General features: G+C 63.5%; 18 protein-coding genes and 1 tRNA gene. 9 read left to right on the top strand and 10 right to left on the bottom strand.

Features of this window, described 5'->3' with window-relative positions; genetic code table 11:
* From hemA to GR328_RS20575, 3 genes are all read left to right on the top strand, one after another.
* Positions 1-692, top strand: a 692-nt coding sequence (gene hemA / locus GR328_RS20585; protein WP_160887171.1) for a 5-aminolevulinate synthase, incomplete at its 5' end; no start/stop codon positions are given.
* 64 nt (positions 693-756) lie between these two features.
* A tRNA-Thr gene (locus GR328_RS20580) sits at positions 757-831 on the top strand.
* A gap of 450 nt (positions 832-1281) precedes the next feature.
* Entirely contained in the window at positions 1282-1722 is a 441-nt protein-coding gene (locus tag GR328_RS20575) for a tetratricopeptide repeat protein (protein WP_160887169.1), read from the top strand.
* Between the two features lie 597 nt (positions 1723-2319).
* On the opposite strand, the gene GR328_RS20570 is transcribed toward GR328_RS20575, so the two are convergent.
* The 5 genes from GR328_RS20570 to GR328_RS20550 form a co-directional block, all read right to left on the bottom strand.
* The gene (locus tag GR328_RS20570; protein ID WP_160887167.1) at positions 2320-2817 is read right to left on the bottom strand and encodes a GAF domain-containing protein; all 498 of its coding nucleotides are present in this window, start codon (positions 2815-2817) and stop codon (positions 2320-2322) included.
* 137 nt (positions 2818-2954) lie between these two features.
* Positions 2955-3404, bottom strand: coding sequence for a DUF488 domain-containing protein (locus tag GR328_RS20565; RefSeq protein ID WP_160887165.1), 450 nt, complete (start codon positions 3402-3404; stop codon positions 2955-2957).
* Positions 3405-3409: 5 nt separating this feature from the next.
* Positions 3410-3985, bottom strand: a complete 576-nt coding sequence (locus GR328_RS20560) for a cyclase dehydrase (RefSeq protein WP_160887163.1) — start codon at positions 3983-3985, stop codon at positions 3410-3412.
* A gap of 12 nt (positions 3986-3997) precedes the next feature.
* Complete coding sequence (locus GR328_RS20555; protein ID WP_160887161.1) at positions 3998-5170, bottom strand: zinc-dependent alcohol dehydrogenase; 1173 nt, start codon at positions 5168-5170, stop codon at positions 3998-4000.
* Between the two features lie 139 nt (positions 5171-5309).
* Complete coding sequence (locus GR328_RS20550; protein WP_160887159.1) at positions 5310-5735, bottom strand: NUDIX hydrolase; 426 nt, start codon at positions 5733-5735, stop codon at positions 5310-5312.
* A 194-nt stretch (positions 5736-5929) separates the two neighbouring features.
* On the opposite strand from GR328_RS20550, the gene GR328_RS20545 reads away from it, so the two are divergent.
* The 4 genes from GR328_RS20545 (at position 5930) to GR328_RS20530 (ending at position 11321) form a co-directional block, all read left to right on the top strand.
* A complete protein-coding gene (locus GR328_RS20545) occupies positions 5930-6724 on the top strand; it encodes an inositol monophosphatase family protein (RefSeq protein ID WP_160887157.1) in 795 nt (264 codons plus the stop codon).
* A 162-nt stretch (positions 6725-6886) separates the two neighbouring features.
* The gene (locus GR328_RS20540; RefSeq protein WP_160887177.1) at positions 6887-7900 is read left to right on the top strand and encodes an ABC transporter substrate-binding protein; all 1014 of its coding nucleotides are present in this window, start codon (positions 6887-6889) and stop codon (positions 7898-7900) included.
* A gap of 119 nt (positions 7901-8019) precedes the next feature.
* On the top strand, positions 8020-10209 hold the full coding sequence (locus GR328_RS20535; protein WP_160887155.1) for an ABC transporter permease: 2190 nt from the start codon (positions 8020-8022) through the stop codon (positions 10207-10209).
* Positions 10206-11321 (top strand): ABC transporter ATP-binding protein, encoded by a 1116-nt coding sequence (locus GR328_RS20530; RefSeq protein WP_160887153.1) that lies wholly within the window; start codon positions 10206-10208, stop codon positions 11319-11321. Before GR328_RS20535 ends, GR328_RS20530 begins: the two co-directional genes overlap by 4 nt.
* A 4-nt stretch (positions 11322-11325) precedes the next feature.
* Here GR328_RS20530 and GR328_RS20525 read toward each other — a convergent pair whose 3' ends face one another.
* Positions 11326-12135 carry a potassium channel family protein gene (locus GR328_RS20525; protein ID WP_160887151.1) on the bottom strand — a complete coding sequence of 270 codons (810 nt, stop codon included), beginning with the start codon at positions 12133-12135 and terminating at the stop codon, positions 11326-11328.
* A 129-nt stretch (positions 12136-12264) separates the two neighbouring features.
* On the opposite strand from GR328_RS20525, the gene GR328_RS20520 reads away from it, so the two are divergent.
* Positions 12265-12924, top strand: coding sequence for an HAD family hydrolase (locus GR328_RS20520; RefSeq protein ID WP_160887149.1), 660 nt, complete (start codon positions 12265-12267; stop codon positions 12922-12924).
* Positions 12925-12932: 8 nt separating this feature from the next.
* Here the strand turns inward: GR328_RS20520 and GR328_RS20515 are convergent, their stop codons facing one another.
* Positions 12933-13325, bottom strand: coding sequence for a winged helix-turn-helix transcriptional regulator (locus tag GR328_RS20515; RefSeq protein ID WP_160887147.1), 393 nt, complete (start codon positions 13323-13325; stop codon positions 12933-12935).
* 103 nt (positions 13326-13428) lie between these two features.
* Here GR328_RS20515 and GR328_RS20510 point away from each other — a divergent pair, with 103 nt between their 5' ends.
* Positions 13429-14031 carry an NADPH-dependent FMN reductase gene (locus GR328_RS20510; RefSeq protein ID WP_160887145.1) on the top strand — a complete coding sequence of 201 codons (603 nt, stop codon included), beginning with the start codon at positions 13429-13431 and terminating at the stop codon, positions 14029-14031.
* Between the two features lie 264 nt (positions 14032-14295).
* Here the strand turns inward: GR328_RS20510 and GR328_RS20505 are convergent, their stop codons facing one another.
* The 3 genes from GR328_RS20505 to GR328_RS20495 are packed head-to-tail and all read right to left on the bottom strand — an operon-like array spanning position 14296 to position 17243.
* Positions 14296-14637, bottom strand: coding sequence for a cupin domain-containing protein (locus GR328_RS20505; RefSeq protein WP_205790178.1), 342 nt, complete (start codon positions 14635-14637; stop codon positions 14296-14298).
* A gap of 39 nt (positions 14638-14676) precedes the next feature.
* Complete coding sequence (locus tag GR328_RS20500) at positions 14677-15840, bottom strand: iron-containing alcohol dehydrogenase (RefSeq protein WP_160887141.1); 1164 nt, start codon at positions 15838-15840, stop codon at positions 14677-14679.
* A gap of 11 nt (positions 15841-15851) precedes the next feature.
* On the bottom strand, positions 15852-17243 hold the full coding sequence (locus GR328_RS20495) for an aldehyde dehydrogenase family protein (protein WP_160887139.1): 1392 nt from the start codon (positions 17241-17243) through the stop codon (positions 15852-15854).
* Between the last annotated feature and the right edge of the window lie 124 nt (positions 17244-17367).

The raw sequence follows: 17367 nt of genomic DNA, 5'->3' as shown, positions 1-17367 counted from the left end.
TCATCGTGTTCGAGAGCGTCTATTCCATGGACGGCGATGTGGCACCCATCCGCCAGATCTGCGACCTGGCCGAGCGCTACAACGCCATGACCTATCTCGACGAGGTCCATGCAGTGGGCATGTACGGCCCCCGCGGCGGCGGCATCGCAGAGCGGGATGGCGCCATGCACCGGGTGGATGTGATCGAGGGAACGCTCGGGAAGGCCTTCGGCGTGATGGGCGGCTACCTCACCGGCGCCAAGGCGGTGATGGATGCCATCCGCAGCTTCGCACCGGGCTTCATCTTCACCACCGCCCTCCCCCCGGCCGTGGCCGCGGCCGCGACGGCCTCGATCCGCCACCTGAAGGCATCCTCCAAGGAGCGCCAGATGCAGCAGCGCCAGGTGGCGCGCACCAAACAAGTGCTGAGCGGCCTCGGCCTGCCGATCATGGACACGGCGACCCACATCGTGCCTGTGATGGTGGGCAACGCGGAAGCCTGCAAGGCTGCCTCGGACCGCCTGCTGGAGAAGCACGGCATCTACATCCAGCCGATCAATTATCCCACCGTGCCGCGCGGCACCGAGCGCCTGCGCATCACTCCCGGCCCCTTCCACACCGACGCTCTCATCAATGCTCTGGGCGCCGCGCTCGTGGAGGTGTGGACTGCGCTCCAGCTGCCGCTCGCACCAAAAGTGCAGGCCGCCGAATAAAAGATCGATTTCAATCTTGCACCTTGGGCCGCGCTGTGGCAGTAAGCGGCCCACTCGTTGGCGCGCTGCCGTAGCTCAGTGGTAGAGCACTCCCTTGGTAAGGGAGAGGTCGAGAGTTCGATCCTCTCTGGCAGCACCATCGATCTTCCTTGTAAACCAAGGACTTGGGTTCACAGGTTCGAAACCTCACCCCTTCAGCTCGATGCAGAGCACTGCAAGAACCCGCGCCTATTTCGGCACGTTTGTCACACGCTCATTCTCGGGCTGTTCTTCCCCACAATCCGTGTGACCGTAGCTATGACTACGGTTGATTCAGTCACTCGAAAAACGCGAGTCGGATGTGTCGTGTAGGCTTTGCACGGCCCGTCCGTCTCACGGATTGGAGGAGGAATGAGCTATCTCTCTCCACACCTTTCAACTCCGCCTGCTCGGTGTGCCAGTCGCACCCTGGTCCTGAGGAAGACGACAAAGGCGTTTGTCGGAACTGCGGATTGTCCTACGCGCATGGACCGGCCTTAACCATCGGATGGAGTTCGTGTTCCATCCTCTCGGGTCAAGCGCTATTGGCTTCCCAACGTGGGAATAGAAGATGATTAAACGCCTGCTGGACATTTCGGCCGTCACTGCATCGCTTATCCTCGCCGCTGCGCCGGCCACGGCGTCCGACGACACGGCGGGGATGATGAGGTTCTGCAAGCTCGGGGCAAAGGATGCGCCGCAGGCGATATATGCCTGCACGACCGTCCTCGAGAACGGCGACCCGAGCCTCAAGCAGGAGGCCCTCCTGAGCCGCGGATTGGCCTATACGAGCCGCCGCTGGTACGCACAGGCTCTTGCCGATTTCGATGCGCTTGTGAAGCTCAATCCAAAGATGTCGGGGGCGTGGAACAGCCGCGGATGGGTGTACCTGAAGACTGGCCGCCCCCGGGAGGCCCTTGCCGACTTTGACCGCGCCTTATCGCTGGAGAAGGGCGAGAAGTACATGATCAACCGGGAAGCGGCGCTCAAGGCGATAGCCGAGGCGCAGTGAACGGGGCTGCATGGGATCAAAATATGCCCGCGAACTGATCCCGTCCCATAAAGGGGCATATCGGAAATTCGCGCCAATGGGTGTCGTTCATCCATTGCCCCTTCACCTTAGGAGGAAGCTGTTCTCCGGTGTCGCTGGTCTGAAGGATACAATGCTTCGCTCACGGTACGCTCTGATTTGAGCAAAGGAATCCTGAGTCGTTAAACGCTCCGCTTCTGCCTGATTGGAGCTCCGCAGAGCGATGAGCGCGGTTCCATCCTCACATGGGCCGCTTGATGGTTCGACATCAAAGAGAAAAGGTTTCACGCTCCCTTGTCGGCAGGACGTGAACAATCCTTCCCCTCCACGGGGCGGAGAAATTGACGGTGCGGCTTCGACGCATGCTCCAAATGTTCCGGGGGCAGAGTTTCACGCTTATCGGATTCAGGCTCTTCCGTCGCTTCCACAGGCAAGCCTTGCACCCTTCAGCGCATCGTTCTGCGTGGCCCTCTGGGTCCGCACGATACGATAGAGCCGTTTTCGTGAACGTGGAGTCAGCTCACTGCTTTGCTTTTCCGCGCTCTTCAGCGAACCGGATCCGCCTCGCCGAAGAACGCTCTAGCCGCCCAGCTCCGACGCGGCGAGGTAGATCTGAACGAGCCGCTCGCATCCCTCTCGATCCTCCTCGTCGAACCGGTTCGGATGCGGGCTGTCGAGATCGAGAACCCCCAGAACCTGCCCGTCCTTGATGAGAGGCACCACCAGTTCGGAGCGGGAGGCGCTGTCACAGGCGATATGTCCGGGGAAAGCATGGACGTCCTGCACGACGATGGAGGCCTTGCGCTCGACCGCCGTGCCGCACACGCCGCGGCCGACGGCGATCCGCACGCAGGCAACCTTGCCTTGGAACGGACCAAGGACCAGCTCCGGACCGCGCATGAAGTAGAACCCGGCCCAGTTCAGGTCGGGGACAAGCTGATAGATCAGGGCGGACATGTTGGCCGCATTGGCGATGGCATCGGGCTCGCCCTCCAGCAGGGGAGCGAGCTGCTGGGCAAGCGAAGCATAAAGGTCGCGCTTGCTGGCGGAGAACGGGAGAGATTGCGCTTCAAACATGCGAGTCACTTATGAGCCGGGTTCCCGCTTGTCCAGCCCATCCCGCGCCACCTGACGCCGCCTCCCGCTTCGGATGCTCAGCCGCTCGGGCGAAGGGCTCGCGCCCTCCGATCGGCGTGCAGCCTTTGTCGGGTCCACTAGAGAACCGTCAGATCCACGATCTCGAAGCCTCTGCTCGCCAGCTGCTGCGCCAGGACACGCCTGTGACAAATTGCAGGATCGCGCTCGAAGCAGAGAAGGCAGACCGGCCTCGAGGCGGCCAGTTCCTCCAGGTCGCGGAAGGCTTCCTGAGCCTCCTCCCTGGAGAGGACCTCGTCGCAATAGATGCGGCGCATCAGATCGCCGTCGCCGGCCCGGGCCGCTTGGCGGCCCTCCTTGGGCGTTCCGAGCCTGATGAAGTGCTCGTAGCCGATGCCTTGGCTCGCAAGGGCGTCACGGAGCGCCGATTTCGAGAATCCGCGCTTGCGCGAGAGCGCGACGGCCCGCACATCCGCGAGCGTCGCCACGCCCGCATCCTCCAAGGTGGCGAGGAAGCGGTCCACATCCGCTCCCTCGTAACCGATGGTAAAAACCTGCGGCTTGGCCATTCCATTTACATAGACGGCATCGGATTCTGCGGCAAGTCGGGCTGCGTGTAGGGCCTCAGGGCCTCGGGCGTGCGGAAGTCGCGCGGGACCTCGAAATCGCTCGCCGCTCCGCGTGCCTGCTCCACGCCGCGCGGAAAGCCGGTGCGGTCGGAATAGTCCTGCAGGGGCGGCAGCGGATGCGGGCTCTCACGGCTCAGGGTCTGCGCGCAATAGACGTCGAGTGCCGTCACCCCGGCAACGGCCGCCATCGCGATGCCCACGTTGCGCTTGTTGGGATTGTCCCTCTCCAGCGCGGTGGCGAGCGTCGCGAGGTCGAGGCCGTCGCCCGCGACGCGCCCCCAGATCCAGGGCGTCGGGTCCTTCGATGCCAGAATGCCGATGCCCGTTGCGATCTCTCGCAGGCCGTAGCCCGTGATCAATCCCTCCTGCCCTTTCATGCCGAGCGCGCGGGCCAGCGCGCGAGGCGCGACCACCTCGGCGATGCCGAGAGCGATCGAGAAGATCCCGAGACCGCGGGCGAGGGTGTCGGTCGCGGTGTCGGCATGACCGCGCCGACGGGTTCTTTCGGTTTCGTAGCGCATGACGTCCACCTCTCAGGGTTTGAGAACGACCTTGACGCAGCCGTCCTGCTTGTCGCGGAAGATCTTGTACATCTCGGGCCCTTCCTCGAGCCCGACCGTGTGCGTGATCACGAAGGACGGATCGATCTGCCCCTCCTCGATGCGCCGCAGGAGATCGTCGGTCCAGCGGTTCACGTGGGTCTGGCCGGTGCGGATCGTGAGACCCTTGTTCATGATCGCGCCGAAGGGGATCTTGTCGAGAAGCCCGCCATAGACGCCCGGAACGGAGAGCGTTCCCGCAGGACGGCAGACATAGGCCATCTCGCGCAGCACGTGGGGGCGATCCGTTTCCATCATCGCCGCCTGCTTCACGCGGTCGTACATGGCATCGACCGTGCCGGCGGCGTGAGCTTCCATGCCGACGGCATCGATGCACTTCTCCGGCCCCTTGCCGTTGGTGAGCTCGTTCAGGCGCTCGACGACGCTCTCTTCATCGAAATTGATGGTGATCGCTCCACCCGCCTCGGCCATGGCGAGACGCTCCGGAATGCGGTCGATCACGACCACCTGTCTGGCGCCGAGCAGGATGGCGCTGCGGATCGCCATCTGACCGACGGGACCCGCGCCCCAGATCGCGACGGTGTCGGTGGGCTGGATGTCGCATTGAACGGCCGCCTGCCATCCGGTGGGGAAGATATCGCTCAGGAAGAGGAGCTTCTCGTCCGGGATGCCGTCCGGCACCTTGATGTGCGTCGCATCCGCGAAGGGCACGCGCAGATACTCCGCCTGCCCGCCGGGGTAGCCGCCGGTCAGGTGCGTGTATCCGAAGAGGCCCGCCGTGGCATGGCCGAAAGCTTTCGCCGCGATGTGTCCGTTGCGGTTGGTGCGCTCGCAGACGGAGAAGTTACCGCGTTTGCACTGGTCGCATTCGCCGCAGATGATGGTGAAGGGGATTACGACGCGGTCGCCGACCTTCAGCTTACCCTTGGCTTCCGCACCGACTTCGACCACCTCGCCCATGGATTCGTGCCCCATGATGTCGCCGCTCTTCATGCCGGGCATGAAGTGATCGTAAAGGTGGAGATCGGAGCCGCAGATGGCACAACTCGTGACCTTGATGATCGCGTCGCGCGGATGCTCGATTTCCGGATCCGGAACGGAGTCGCAGCGAATGTCAGTGGTGCCGTGCCAAACGAGGGCCCTCATTGAAATCTCCTTCCAGCATGCCTGCAAACGGCCAAGCCGGACTGCCTGGCCGCTTCGATATGGGAAAAGACTTCCTGGAGAGCCTTGCGTTCCCTGAAGGGCGCAATTTTCCGGGCGTTACCTCAGAAGGGCGAGCGCATCACACATGCTGCGGCAAACTGCGGATGAGATCCGCGAGGGCCGGCTCCAGCACCTGGAGAGCCGCCTCCTCGACCTCGAACCACTGCGCCTCCCGCTGTCCCTTCTCCCGCCAGGATTTGAGCTGCTTGGAGACCGCGAGCGGGTACACGTTGACCCGGCAGAGGTCGAAATGCGTGGCGCGGCGCTTCCAGTAATCGTAGGAGCCCAAGGGCTCGGCCATGATCTCGCCCTTCACGCCGGCCTCCTCCTCCGCCTCCTGGGCTGCCGCCTTGTGCGGCTTCTTGCCTTTCATCGGCCAGCCCTTCGGGATCAGCCAGCGCTTGGTCTCGCGGGAGGTGACGAGGAGCACCTCGACCTTGCCGTTCTTGATGCGGAAAGGGAGCGCTGCGACTTGGCTGAGTTCTTCTTTTGGCGTCCGTGGCATTCGACGAGAGTATGATTTTAAGCGGTTAGCTTGTAACGTAGTTGATCTGAGCCGGCTAATAAAGGGCCAATTTTGCAGGCGTCGGGACGATCTCCTCTCGCGGGGAGCTTTGGCCCCCTGCAACTTGATGAACCTTCGTGGATGTCTGACAACACACCGGCCGCCTTTTGGATCCGGAGGAGCGCCCGAACGCCATGACGACCCACAGCCTGGACATGAGATTTGCCGCAGCCTGCGCCATCGCCCGTGAGGCGGGAGTGCTGGCGCGCAAGCGCTTCCTGGAGCGCCCCCGCTCGCAACGCCCGGATTTCAAGGGGCCCCAGGACTTCCTGACAGCGACCGACGCGGAGGTCGAAGAGCTGATCCGCTGGCGTCTGGGCGCGCTGTTTCCGGACGACTCGTTCTTCGGAGAGGAAGGCGGCGGCTCCTTCGAGCGCAACGTCTGGGTGGTGGATCCCATCGACGGAACCGCGAACTTCGCCCGCGGCATCCCGCATTTCGCAATCTCGATCGCCTTCGTGCGCGACGGGAGGATCGAGATCGGCGTGATCTACGACGTGATGCATGCGGATCTCTACACCGCCCAGCGCGGGCGGGGCGCAATCCTCAACGGCGAGCCCATCAAGGTGAGCGGATTGTCCGACATCCGCCAAGCGACGGTGGAGGCCGGCTGGTCCACCCGCCTGCCGCCGGAGCCCTACATCGCCGTCGTCGACACGCTGAAGAAGAGCGGCGCGAATGTGCGCCGCGCAGGCTCCGGCACGCTGGGACTCGCCTATGTCGCGGATGGGCGGATCGACGCCTATTGCGAGCTGCACATCAATTCCTGGGACGCCCTGGCGGGTCTTCTCATCATCGAGGAGGCGGGCGGCTGGACCAACCACTTCCTGGCGAAGGATGGTTTACGCAACGGCAATCCCGTCCTGGCCTGCACGCCCGAGCTGGCAGAGGCCCTCATGGCTGCGACGGGCATCGCGAAAGAACCCTGACCCTGAGGCAATTATTCCAAAGATTCACCTTGGCATCGCCGGCAAGGCTCTTGACCGGGCGCTCCAATAGGGGGAGCTTAGCCGACCAATAAAAATAACAACGACAAGAACCCAAAGGGAGGAAAAACCGTGAAACCGAAGAAGACTCTCGCTGTCGCCACCATGCTGGCGGGCTCCATGACCGCCCTGTCGTTCCTGTCGGCCGGTGCGGCCCGGGCTCAAGGGCAGCTCGTGATGTATTGCAGCGTGCAGGAGGAATGGTGCCGCGCCATGACCAGCGCCTTCGAGCGCGACACCGGCATCAAGGTCTCCATGACCCGCAAGAGCTCGGGCGAGACTTTCGCCCAGGTGAAAGCCGAGGCCTCCAATCCGCGCGGCGACATCTGGTGGGGCGGCACGGGGGACCCCCACATGCAGGCCGCGGAAGAAGGCCTGACGATGGAATACAGCTCGCCGAAGATGAGCGAGCTTCAGGATTGGGCCGTGCGCCAGTGGGAGCAGTCGAAGAAGCGCACGGTCGGCATCTATTCCGGCGCGCTGGGCTTCGGCTACAACACGGAACTCGCCAAGGCGAACAAGATCGGTGAGCCGAAGTGCTGGGCCGATCTGCTCAAGCCCGAACTGAAGGACGAAGTGCAGGTCGCCGACCCGAACTCTTCCGGCACGGCGTATACGCTGCTCGCCACCATCATCCAGATCATGGGCGAGGACAAAGGCTTCGAGTACCTGAAGGCCCTGCACAAGAACGTGAACCAGTACACCAAGTCGGGCGCGGCTCCGGCAAAGGCGGCGGCCTTGGGTGAAACGACTGTTGGCATCGCCTTCATGCACGACGTCGTGACGATGGTCGTGGACAAGGCACCGGTCAAGGTCGTGGCTCCCTGCGAAGGCACGGGCTACGAGATCGGCTCCATGTCGATCATCAAGGGCGCCAAGAATCTGGAGAACGCCAAGAAGTTCTACGATTGGGCACTGACGGCGGATGCGCAGAAGCTCGGCGCCGAGGCCAAGTCCTATCAGGTGCCCTCGAACAAGAACACGCCTGTCCCGCCGCAGGCTCCGAAACTCGCCGACATCAAGCTGATCAACTTCGACTTCGCGAAATACGGCTCGTCCGAGGAGCGTAAGCGCCTCCTGTCCAAGTGGGACAACGAGGTCAAGAACCTGCCGAAATAGGCTGCGTGATCCGTACCGGCGAAGGCCGACGCGCTTCGCCGGTACATCCTTTTCTCGATGTTTAGTTTAGAAGCCGGGTTTTGCAGAAGGCCCGCATTGATCGTTACGCGAGAACAGATATGTCACGGGCAACCCTTGGCTGGATCGTTCTGGGCTGGGTCGGCTTTGCCCTCCTGCCCTGGTACGGTTTCGACCGCGCAACCGCCCCGACCATCACCGACTATGTCATCGGAGGTTCGGGCCTCGTTCACGGAGTGAGGGGAGCGTGGTGGCTTCTGCCTGTTCTCGCGCCGCTTCTCATGAGCCTGCGCCCTGCGCTTCTTCACCCGCGGGCCCGCAACGGCACGTGGCTGATCGCCTCCGGCATCCTGGGCCTTGCCCTGATCGTTCTCCAGGGCTTCACGATCGGCCTGAACGGCTGGACGCTCGATACCCTCAAAGCTCTCGCCGGCGGCAACGGTCCCAGCCAGGGCGGCATGGGCTACGGCGCCTCTCTGACCTCCTTCGCCTTCCTCATCGTTCTCTGTCACGGCCTTGCCGCGCGCGGCTGGTGCCGGGGCGATGCGTTCGTCACCTCCTCCATTGGCGCCGTGATCGCCCTGATCATCGTCTTCGTCTTTTTTCCCGTCACGACGATCCTGGCGAGCGCCTTCGCGGACAACGAGGGCCGCTTTGCTCCCCTCGAATTCGCGACCAAGTTCACGGACCGCTCGATCTGGGGACTGGATTGCCTCACCAGCGACCTGCGCTGCGGGGTGGCCTGGAACACCCTGTTCCTCGGCCTTCTCGTGGCCGTCGGGACCACCGCCCTCGGCCTCGCCTTCGCGCTGATCGCGACGCGAACCGCTTTCCCCTACAAGAGGCTCCTGCGCGTGATGAGCGTCCTTCCCATCATCACGCCTCCCTTCGTGATCGGTCTCGCGCTGATCCTGATCTTCGGCCGCTCCGGCGCAGTTTCCAATTTCCTTTGGGAGTGGTTCGGCGTCCCCCGCTCGCGCTGGATCTACGGCCTCCCCGGCATCTTCATCGCGCAGCTTCTCGCTTTCACACCCATCGCCTTCCTCGTGCTCATCGGCGTCGTGCAGGGCATCAGCCCCACCCTGGAGGAGGCCTCCCAGACCCTGCGTGCTAAAAGCTGGACCACCTTCGTGACCGTGACGCTGCCTCTGATGCGGCCGGGACTTGCGAACGCCTTTCTCCTCGGCTTCGTGGAAAGCCTGGCGGATTTCGGCAATCCCCTCGTTCTGGGCGGCAATTTCGAGGTTCTCTCAACCAAGATCTTCTTCGCGGTCGTGGGCGCCCAGCAGGACCAGGGGCGTGCCGCCGTGCTCTCGATCATTCTGCTCGCCTTCACGCTCGGCGCGTTCTGGCTTCAGCACGCATGGCTCGGCAAGAAGGTCTACACCACCGTGACCGGAAAGGGCGACGCCGGGATTCCCCTGCCCCTGCCCCGCCGCGTGGCGCTTGCCTCCTATTTCACGGCCATTCCCTGGGCTCTGTTCACGCTTGCCGTTTACGTGATCATCCTGGTGGGCGCCTTCGTGCGCTCCATGGGCCGCGACTACACGCCCACCCTCGAGCACTTCCTCACCGGCTTCCGGGTCGAGCGGACGGATTGGGGGCTCTACTTCTCCGGCTCGGCCTGGGACTCGTTCTTCGCCACGATCAAGATCGCGGCCGTCTCGGCACTGCTGACCGCAGCCATCGGTCTGCTGACCGCCTACCTGCTGACCCGCCAGCGCTTCTCCGGCCAGCGCTCCTTCGAGTTCGGCACCCTGCTCAGCTTCGCGATCCCTGGTACGGTGGTGGGCGTGTCCTACATTCTTGCCTTCAACGTGCCACCCATCGAAATCACCGGCACGGGCTTCGTGCTCGTAATGTGCTTCGTGTTCCGCAACATGCCGGTCGGCGTGCGCTCCGGCATCGCGACGCTCAGCCAGATCGACAAGAGCCTGGACGAGGCCTCGCTGACCCTCGGCGCCCGCTCGGCCACCACCATGCGCCGGGTGGTTCTGCCCTTGCTGCGCCCTGCCATCGTCGCCGCCCTGGTCTATTCCTTCGTTCGCGCGATGACGGCCGTCAGTGCCGTCATCTTCCTGGTGACCGCCGAGTACAACATGGCGACGACCTACATCGTCGGCCGGGTCGAAGCGGGCGAGTTCGGCCTCGCCATCGCCTATTCCACCGTGCTCATCGTCGTCATGTTGTTCGCGATCCTCGCGATCCAGGTCGCGGTTGGCGAGCGGCGCCTCGGACGCCGCTCCGCGAGTCCCACAACCAGCCCCGTTGCCGCTCAAGCCATTCCATGAACCAGATATCCTCCATCTCCCTGTCCCGTTCCCCGGCATCCAAGAAGCAGGCGGCTTCGGTCGAATTCCGCAACGTGACCAAGCGCTACGGGAATGTCACCGCCGTGGACAGCGTGTCCTTCACCATCGAGCCCGGCGAGCTCGTGACTCTGCTCGGCCCCTCCGGCTGCGGCAAGACCACGACGCTGCGCATGATCGCCGGTCTCGAAATGGCGAGCGAGGGCCGGATCCTGATCGGCGAACGCGACGTGACTCATCTCTCCGCCGCCGACCGCGACGTGAGCATGGTGTTCCAGTCCTATGCGCTCTTCCCGCACATGTCTGTTCTGGAGAACGTAGCCTATGGACCGGCGGTGCAGGGCATTCCGAAGAAGGATGCTTACGAGATGGCGATGCAGAAGCTCGAGCTCATCGGCCTGAAGGGCCTTGAGAAGCGCGCGCCCTCGGAGCTCTCCGGCGGGCAGCAGCAGCGCGTTGCCGTGGCGCGCGCCCTCGTGCTGGAGCCGCAGGTGCTTCTGTTCGACGAGCCCCTGTCGAACCTCGACGCCAAGCTGCGCCGCCGCGTGCGCGAGGACATCCGCGAGTTGCAGCAGAGCCTGAACCTCACCGTGGCCTATGTCACCCACGACCAGGAAGAGGCCCTAGCCGTCTCGGACCGCATCATCGTCATGTCGAATGCTCGCATCGCGCAGACGGGCACGCCGCGGGAGCTCTACGAGGAGCCCGCGGACCTGTTCGTCGCCGACTTCATCGGCGACGCCAACATCATCCACGGTGAGATCGTCGATACGTCCGGAGAGGTGGCGAATGTGAGGATCGGCGGCACGACGAACATCCAGCTTCCCCGTCGTGGCGTCGGCGAGGGAGCCGTGAAGCTTGCAGTGCGACCCGACGCGATCGCACTGGACGACGCTGCCGCGGCCGCCGGAAAGATCACGGGAACGGTCAGGAAGGCATCCTATCTCGGCACGCAGATGGAGTACGAGGTGGAAAGTCCGATCGGGGAATTGTTCGTCGTTCAATACGACCGCCAGGACCCGATCGCTCCCGGCACGCCGGTCTCGATCTCCTTCGCCACGCAACGTGGAATCGCGATCATTCCCCGGGCCTGATCCTCTAAACGGCCCCCTCGTCCGGGATGTTGAGGATCGTGCCGCAGGCCTTGCAGTGAATGGCGTCCCTGTCGTGCCGCTGCAACCCGCAGACGGGGCAGGCATGACGCACCTTGTTGGGCCGCAGCAGAACCTGCACGAGGCGCAGGAACAGCGTGACGCCGAAGATCATGATCACCACCGAGACCAGGTGGCCCAACGTGCCCGTGAGCGTGATGTCGCCGAAGCCCGTCGTAGTGAGCGCCGCGATGGTGAAATAGAGCGCGTCGACGTAATTGCCGATCTTGTCGTTGGTCCAGCGCTGGGTCTCATAGACGAAGCCCGTCATGATGAAGATGAAGACGCCGAGATTGACGGTCGCGATGATCAGATCCTCGTTGCGCCGGAAAAAGGCGCTGTCGGCACGGAGCCGCGCCAGGAGCTGATAGGTGCGCAAGAGCCGCACCGTGCGCAGGATGCGCAGAAAGCCGATGCCCTCCCCCACCACCGGCGCGAGGAAGGAGACGATGGAGGCGATGTCGGCGAAGGTGGCAGGATGAGCGAGATCCCGCCACCGGTTGCGGCTGATGGCGATCCGGGCCAGGAAATCGGCCAGAACCACCAGGCCGATCGCCACATCGATCCACTCCATGACCCGGTAGCGCGGCAGGAAGGACGTGATGACGATGAAGAGGATGGTCGCGGCGTCGAAGAGGAGGAGCCCGTAGCGAAAGCGGTGAGCCTCCGGAGCATCGCCTTCGTAAAGGAACCGGAGCTTCCCCACCAATTTCCAGCGGGAGGCTCCGAAAGTCTGGCGGGAGGAGGTGCGATGCATGTGAGGCGTTGTGCTTTCTTTCGGTCCGTGGGTCCCCATTATCTATATGGCAGACTTGCAATTCTAACAGGGTGCCTTTTGAGCCGAAGCGGTTTACGGATGGCACCGCGACTTTTACGAGATGAACGAATGCTCAAGGCTCTGATTTTCGACATGGACGGAACCCTGGTTCACAGTGATCCTGTCCATCTGCGGGCGTTTTCCGAGATATTGTCTCCCGAAGGCGTGACCATCGACGAGCATGTCTACCGCTCCACGATCATCGGGCGCACGAACGAAGCCATCTTCGCCAGCCTTCTTCCCCATCGCTCGGTGGACGAGCATGTAGCCTTCGCCGACGAGAAGGAGGCCGCCTTCCGCCGTCTGGCGCTCGAACTGAAGCCGCTGGACGGCCTCATCGAACTGCTCGACTGGGCGGATGAGCGTGGAATCAGAACCGCGCTCGTCACCAACGCCCCCCGGCTGAATGCGGAGCATATGCTCGACGTCTTAGGAATCACGAAACGGTTCCCCGTCCAGATCACGATCGAGCAGGTGGAGCGCGGAAAGCCGGACCCCCTGCCCTATCTCACGGCCCTGGAGCGCCTCGGCGTGCATGCGGGCGAGGTCATTGCCTTCGAGGACTCCCCGTCCGGCATGAGAGCCGCCAAGGCCGCAGGCCTCTTTTCCTTCGGCGTACTGACCGGCCTGACCGCTCAGGAGATGCGGGAGGTGGGAGCCGATGCGACCATCGAGAATTTCCACGCCTCCGGGCTCTGGGACGTGCTCAACAGCAAGGCTGCCGCCTGAGACGCGGCTCAGGCGGCGTCGGATCGCGATACGAGGCCTGCGGCCTCATCGAAGCGCCGCCTCGCTTCCATGATCTGTTGCCTGTTCTCGATCACCCATGAGCCGAGCGCCCTCACAGTCTTGAGCAGGCTGCAACCCAGCTCTGTGAGCCGGTACTCCACCCGTGGCGGAATCGTGGGATAGATGGTGCGCGTCACGAGCCCGTCGCGCTCCAATCCGCGCAAGGTCAGGGTCAGCATCCGCTGCGATATTCCGCCGACATCGCGGCGCAACTCATTGAATCTTTTGGTACCTTCGCCAAGCTGCACCACAACCTGGACGCTCCACTTGTCGCCGACCCGGGAGAGAAGCTCCGTGACCGTGCGGCAGTCAGCGGGCACATGCATGTGACTGGGTGTCATGAAAGTGCCTCCTTGCAAGGGGCCCGAGGAGTTACCTAATGAGCCTCGGTTACGTAAGGGAACCTAATCCCTCTTCCCTCCCCTTGCAAACTCAGGATCTCAGATGGCACTCAAGCTTCACACTATCGTGGCCAGCACGCGTCCAGGCCGCATCGGCCCCAGCATCGCTCAGTGGTTCAACGACTTTGCCGCCGAGCATGGCAAGTTCGATCCCGTTCTCGTCGATCTCGCCGAGTTCGACCTGCCCGTCTTCGACGAGCCCGAGCATCCGCGCCTGAGACATTATCACCACGCCCATACGAGGGCGTGGAGCGAGAGCGTGACTGAAGCCGATGCCTTCGTGTTCGTGACGCCCGAGTACAATTACGGCCCACCGCCCTCGCTTCTGAACGCCCTGAACTACCTCGCGCTCGAATGGAACTACACGCCTGCCGGCTTCGTGAGCTATGGCGGTATCTCGGGCGGCATGCGCGCCGTGCAGGTGACGAAGCAGATTATCACCACGTTCAAAATGATGCCGATCCCGGAGGGCGTGCCGATGCCGATGGTGTTCCAGAACCTGGAGAACGGAAAGCTGAAGCCCGCCGATGTCTACAAGACCTCGGCGGCCGCGATGCTGGACGAGCTGCACAAATGGGCCGAGGCGCTCAAGAACGTGCGCGCGGCGCACAAGGCGTCGCTGCAACGGAAGGCCGAGGCTGCGTAAGCAGCAATCGGCACGCAACACCTCCATGGCTCAGCTCTCCCCCTGAGGGCAGTCTCGTCAAGAGCGGCGCGTGGTCTTCCTGCCGCTCAGGAGGTTTCCGAGATAGCCCCTGCACCCTCTCCCCTCCCTCGTCACCACCGGCCTTGTGCCGGTGATGACGAGGAGAAGAGCAAGGTTGCGCTTCCCTCGCCGATCTCAGGCGCGCCTGAAGCCTGTGAGAGAAGAGGGCTCTTCGCGTTTGAGAGACGGCCTCGTCAGATGCATTTAGATTGCGGGCCGCGCCCGCTTCGGGCCGTAGAAGATCACCCATGTCTTGAAATCCTCGGAGAAGGTTTCAAAGCGGTGCGGGACATAAGCCGGGACATAGAGAAGATCCCCGGCCTCGAAGGTGACGAGCTCGCCGCCACGTCGGAAAGTGCCGTGACCCGATGCGATGATGTAAAGCTCATCCCGCTCATGCGGAAGCTGCCTGTCGGTGCCGACCGGAGCGTAGAGCTCGATGCTGATCTCCCCGCCCTGCTCGAAAACGGTCCTGAACGGATTGTCCGCCGACAGATCCGCCGCTGCCCGTGCAAGGGTGACCTGAATGTCGCTTTCTTTTCCCACATGCTTTCTCCGCGATCGCATCCAAGGGGGAGATGACGATCAAAGTCGTCCGGCGAGCGCGTCCTCGAAGAGCTTGCGTGCACTCTCCTTGCTGATCGGCACCGGATTGCCGCCGGCGGTGGGATCGTTGGGAGCCATCTCGGACATCTCGTCGAAGCGCGCGCTGTCGACTTTGAGACCGGCAAGCGTGTGGGGCACGCCGAGATCCTTGCGCAGCTGCAGCACCCAATCGAGGAAAGCCTGAAACGAGGCTTCGAGGCCGATATAGGCGGCGAGCCGCTCGATCTTCGTCTCGATGGCCTGGCGGTTGTAGACCATCACATAGGGCATGAAGACCGCGTTGGTCAGTCCGTGATGGGTGTCGTAGAGCGCGCCGGTCGGATGGGAGAGCGCGTGGATCGCGCCTAAGCCCTTCTGGAATGCGGTGGCGCCCATGGCGGCGGCGGACATCATCTGCGCACGGGCCTCGATGTCCGTGCCGTTCTTGTACGCACGCGGCAGGTATTCCTTCACGAGGCGAATTCCCTCCACCGCGATGCCGTCGGCCATCGGGTGATAGCCCGGCGCGCAATAGGCTTCGATGCAATGGGCGAGCGCATCGAGGCCCGTGCCCGCGGTGATGTGCGGCGGCATTCCGACTGTCAGCTCCGGGTCGCAGATCACGATCTTCGGCATCATGAGCGGATGGAAGATCACCTTCTTGGTGTGGGTGGCCTCCTGCGTGATCACGCCGGCGCGTCCCACCTCCGAGCCTGTGCCCGCGGTCGTCGGCACGGCGATGATCGGCAGGATGCCTTTCGGGTCCGCGCGGGTCCACCAATCGCCGATATCCTCGAAATCCCACATGGGGTGCGTCTGGCCCGCCATGAAGGCGATGACCTTGCCCGCATCGAGCGCCGAGCCGCCGCCGAAGGCGACGACGCCGTCATGCTTGCCGCGGCGAAGGACTTCGAGGCCCTGGTACACGTTCGTTTCGATCGGGTTCGGCTTGATGTCCGAGAACACGGCGGCCTTCAGACCTGCGGTGACGAGCTGGTCGAGCGCGGCTTTCGTCATCGGCTGCGTTGCCAGGAACGGGTCCGTGACGATGAGCGGCGAGGATATGCCGGCTGCCTTGCAGGACTCGGCGAGCTCGGCGATGCGGCCAGCGCCGAAGCGGATGGCGGTGGGGTAGTTCCAGTTGGAGCGGGGAGAGGTGGTCATGATGCCTTCGATCAGATCTGGCGGAGGTGGTAGGATTTAGGACGGGTGAGCGACTCGTAGGCCAGGCGCGACAGGCTCGCGCCGCGGCCCGTATCCTTCACGCCGGTCCAGGCGAGAGCGGGATCGAGATAATCGCAGCGGTTCATGAACACGGTGCCCGTCTCCAGCCTCTCGCCGATGGCCTCGGCCGCGTCCACGTCGGAGGTCCAGATCGCGGCGGAGAGGCCGTAAGGCGAATCGTTCATGAGGCGGATCGCCTCCTCGTCGCCCTTCACCCTCATGATGCCGACGGTGGGACCGAAGCTCTCATCACGCATGACGCTCATGGTGTGATCGACGCTGGTCAGCACCTGCGGCGCGAGGTAGGCGGTGCCGCCCACATCCGCCGGGAAGCTCTTGGGGTCGATATGCGCCTTCGCGCCCTTCGCCACCGCTTCCGCGTTCTGCTGGCGCACGAGGTCAGCGAAGCGCTTGTGCGCCATCGGTCCGAGGGTCGTCGCCTCCTCCAGCGGGTTGCCGAGCACGTATTTGTTCACGAGATCGACGGCCCCTTCCACGAACCGATCGTAATGCCTCTCGTGCACATAAATGCGTTCGATGCCGCAGCAGCACTGGCCCGAATTGAAGAATGCTCCGTCGACGAGATTCTCGACAGCGTGGTCGATATTGGCATCCTCGCGCACATAGGCCGGGTCCTTGCCGCCGAGTTCGAGACCGAGCGATGTGAACGTGCCCGCTGCGGCGCGCTCGATAGCGCGGCCGCCGGATACCGAGCCCGTGAAGTTGCAATGATCGACGAGACCGCCGCTCAGGATGCGGCCTGTCTGGTCGTGACTGAGATGCAGATTCTGGAACAGTCCCTTCGGCACCCCGGCGCGATCCATCGCCATCTGAAACCGCTCGCCCGCGAGAACCGTCTGCGAGGCATGCTTCAGAAGCACCGCGTTGCCCGCCATGAGAGCGGGCACGATGGTGTTGATCGCCGTCAGATACGGATAATTCCACGGCGCGATGACGAGGACGAGGCCCACGGGCTCGCGCTTGATCATGCGGCGAAAGCCCGGCTTCTCGTCATCGGCGGGAATGTTCTGCAGGCTCTTTTCCGCAATGCGGATCATGTAGCGGGCGCGCTCCTCCACGCCGCGGAACTCGCCGCCGTAGCGCACGGGACGTCCCATCATCTGGGCAATCTCCGGCACGACCTCCTGGTTCATGGCGAGCAGCTCATCAAGGAAGGCCGAAACCTTACCCGCGCGCTCGGAAAGGGGCACGTGGCGCCACGCCTTCTGCGCTTCACGGGCAGCCGCAATTGCCGCCCCGATGGCGGCATCGGACATGATGGGACGGCGGACCAGTTCGCGCCCGTCGACGGGCGAAATGCAGACGATGTCGGTATCAGCCATAAGGCCGGCTCCTTCAGCAAGGACCCCTCCGGGATGACGGAGGGATTGGGAATAGGAACGCAAAGTCGGAACGCTGCGTCTCATCCCGAGAGTGGATGGCTACTATCATGTCACGGCCGGCTCT

Origin of the sequence: Microvirga makkahensis, from assembly GCF_009830105.1 — a bacterium.
Lineage (GTDB): Bacteria > Pseudomonadota > Alphaproteobacteria > Rhizobiales > Beijerinckiaceae > Microvirga > Microvirga makkahensis.
Note: the sequence above shows the minus strand (reverse complement) of the source record. Positions and strands in the feature narration are given on the sequence as shown.

Coding starts and splice junctions, on each gene's coding strand:
- GR328_RS20575 (WP_160887169.1), top strand. CDS start 1,282: ATGATTAAACGCCTGCTGGACATTTCGGCCGTCACTGCATCGCTTATC.
- GR328_RS20570 (WP_160887167.1), bottom strand. CDS start 2,817: ATGTTTGAAGCGCAATCTCTCCCGTTCTCCGCCAGCAAGCGCGACCTT.
- GR328_RS20565 (WP_160887165.1), bottom strand. CDS start 3,404: ATGGCCAAGCCGCAGGTTTTTACCATCGGTTACGAGGGAGCGGATGTG.
- GR328_RS20560 (WP_160887163.1), bottom strand. CDS start 3,985: ATGCGCTACGAAACCGAAAGAACCCGTCGGCGCGGTCATGCCGACACC.
- GR328_RS20555 (WP_160887161.1), bottom strand. CDS start 5,170: ATGAGGGCCCTCGTTTGGCACGGCACCACTGACATTCGCTGCGACTCC.
- GR328_RS20550 (WP_160887159.1), bottom strand. CDS start 5,735: ATGCCACGGACGCCAAAAGAAGAACTCAGCCAAGTCGCAGCGCTCCCT.
- GR328_RS20545 (WP_160887157.1), top strand. CDS start 5,930: ATGACGACCCACAGCCTGGACATGAGATTTGCCGCAGCCTGCGCCATC.
- GR328_RS20540 (WP_160887177.1), top strand. CDS start 6,887: ATGCTGGCGGGCTCCATGACCGCCCTGTCGTTCCTGTCGGCCGGTGCG.
- GR328_RS20535 (WP_160887155.1), top strand. CDS start 8,020: ATGTCACGGGCAACCCTTGGCTGGATCGTTCTGGGCTGGGTCGGCTTT.
- GR328_RS20530 (WP_160887153.1), top strand. CDS start 10,206: ATGAACCAGATATCCTCCATCTCCCTGTCCCGTTCCCCGGCATCCAAG.
- GR328_RS20525 (WP_160887151.1), bottom strand. CDS start 12,135: ATGCATCGCACCTCCTCCCGCCAGACTTTCGGAGCCTCCCGCTGGAAA.
- GR328_RS20520 (WP_160887149.1), top strand. CDS start 12,265: ATGCTCAAGGCTCTGATTTTCGACATGGACGGAACCCTGGTTCACAGT.
- GR328_RS20515 (WP_160887147.1), bottom strand. CDS start 13,325: ATGACACCCAGTCACATGCATGTGCCCGCTGACTGCCGCACGGTCACG.
- GR328_RS20510 (WP_160887145.1), top strand. CDS start 13,429: ATGGCACTCAAGCTTCACACTATCGTGGCCAGCACGCGTCCAGGCCGC.
- GR328_RS20500 (WP_160887141.1), bottom strand. CDS start 15,840: ATGACCACCTCTCCCCGCTCCAACTGGAACTACCCCACCGCCATCCGC.
- GR328_RS20495 (WP_160887139.1), bottom strand. CDS start 17,243: ATGGCTGATACCGACATCGTCTGCATTTCGCCCGTCGACGGGCGCGAA.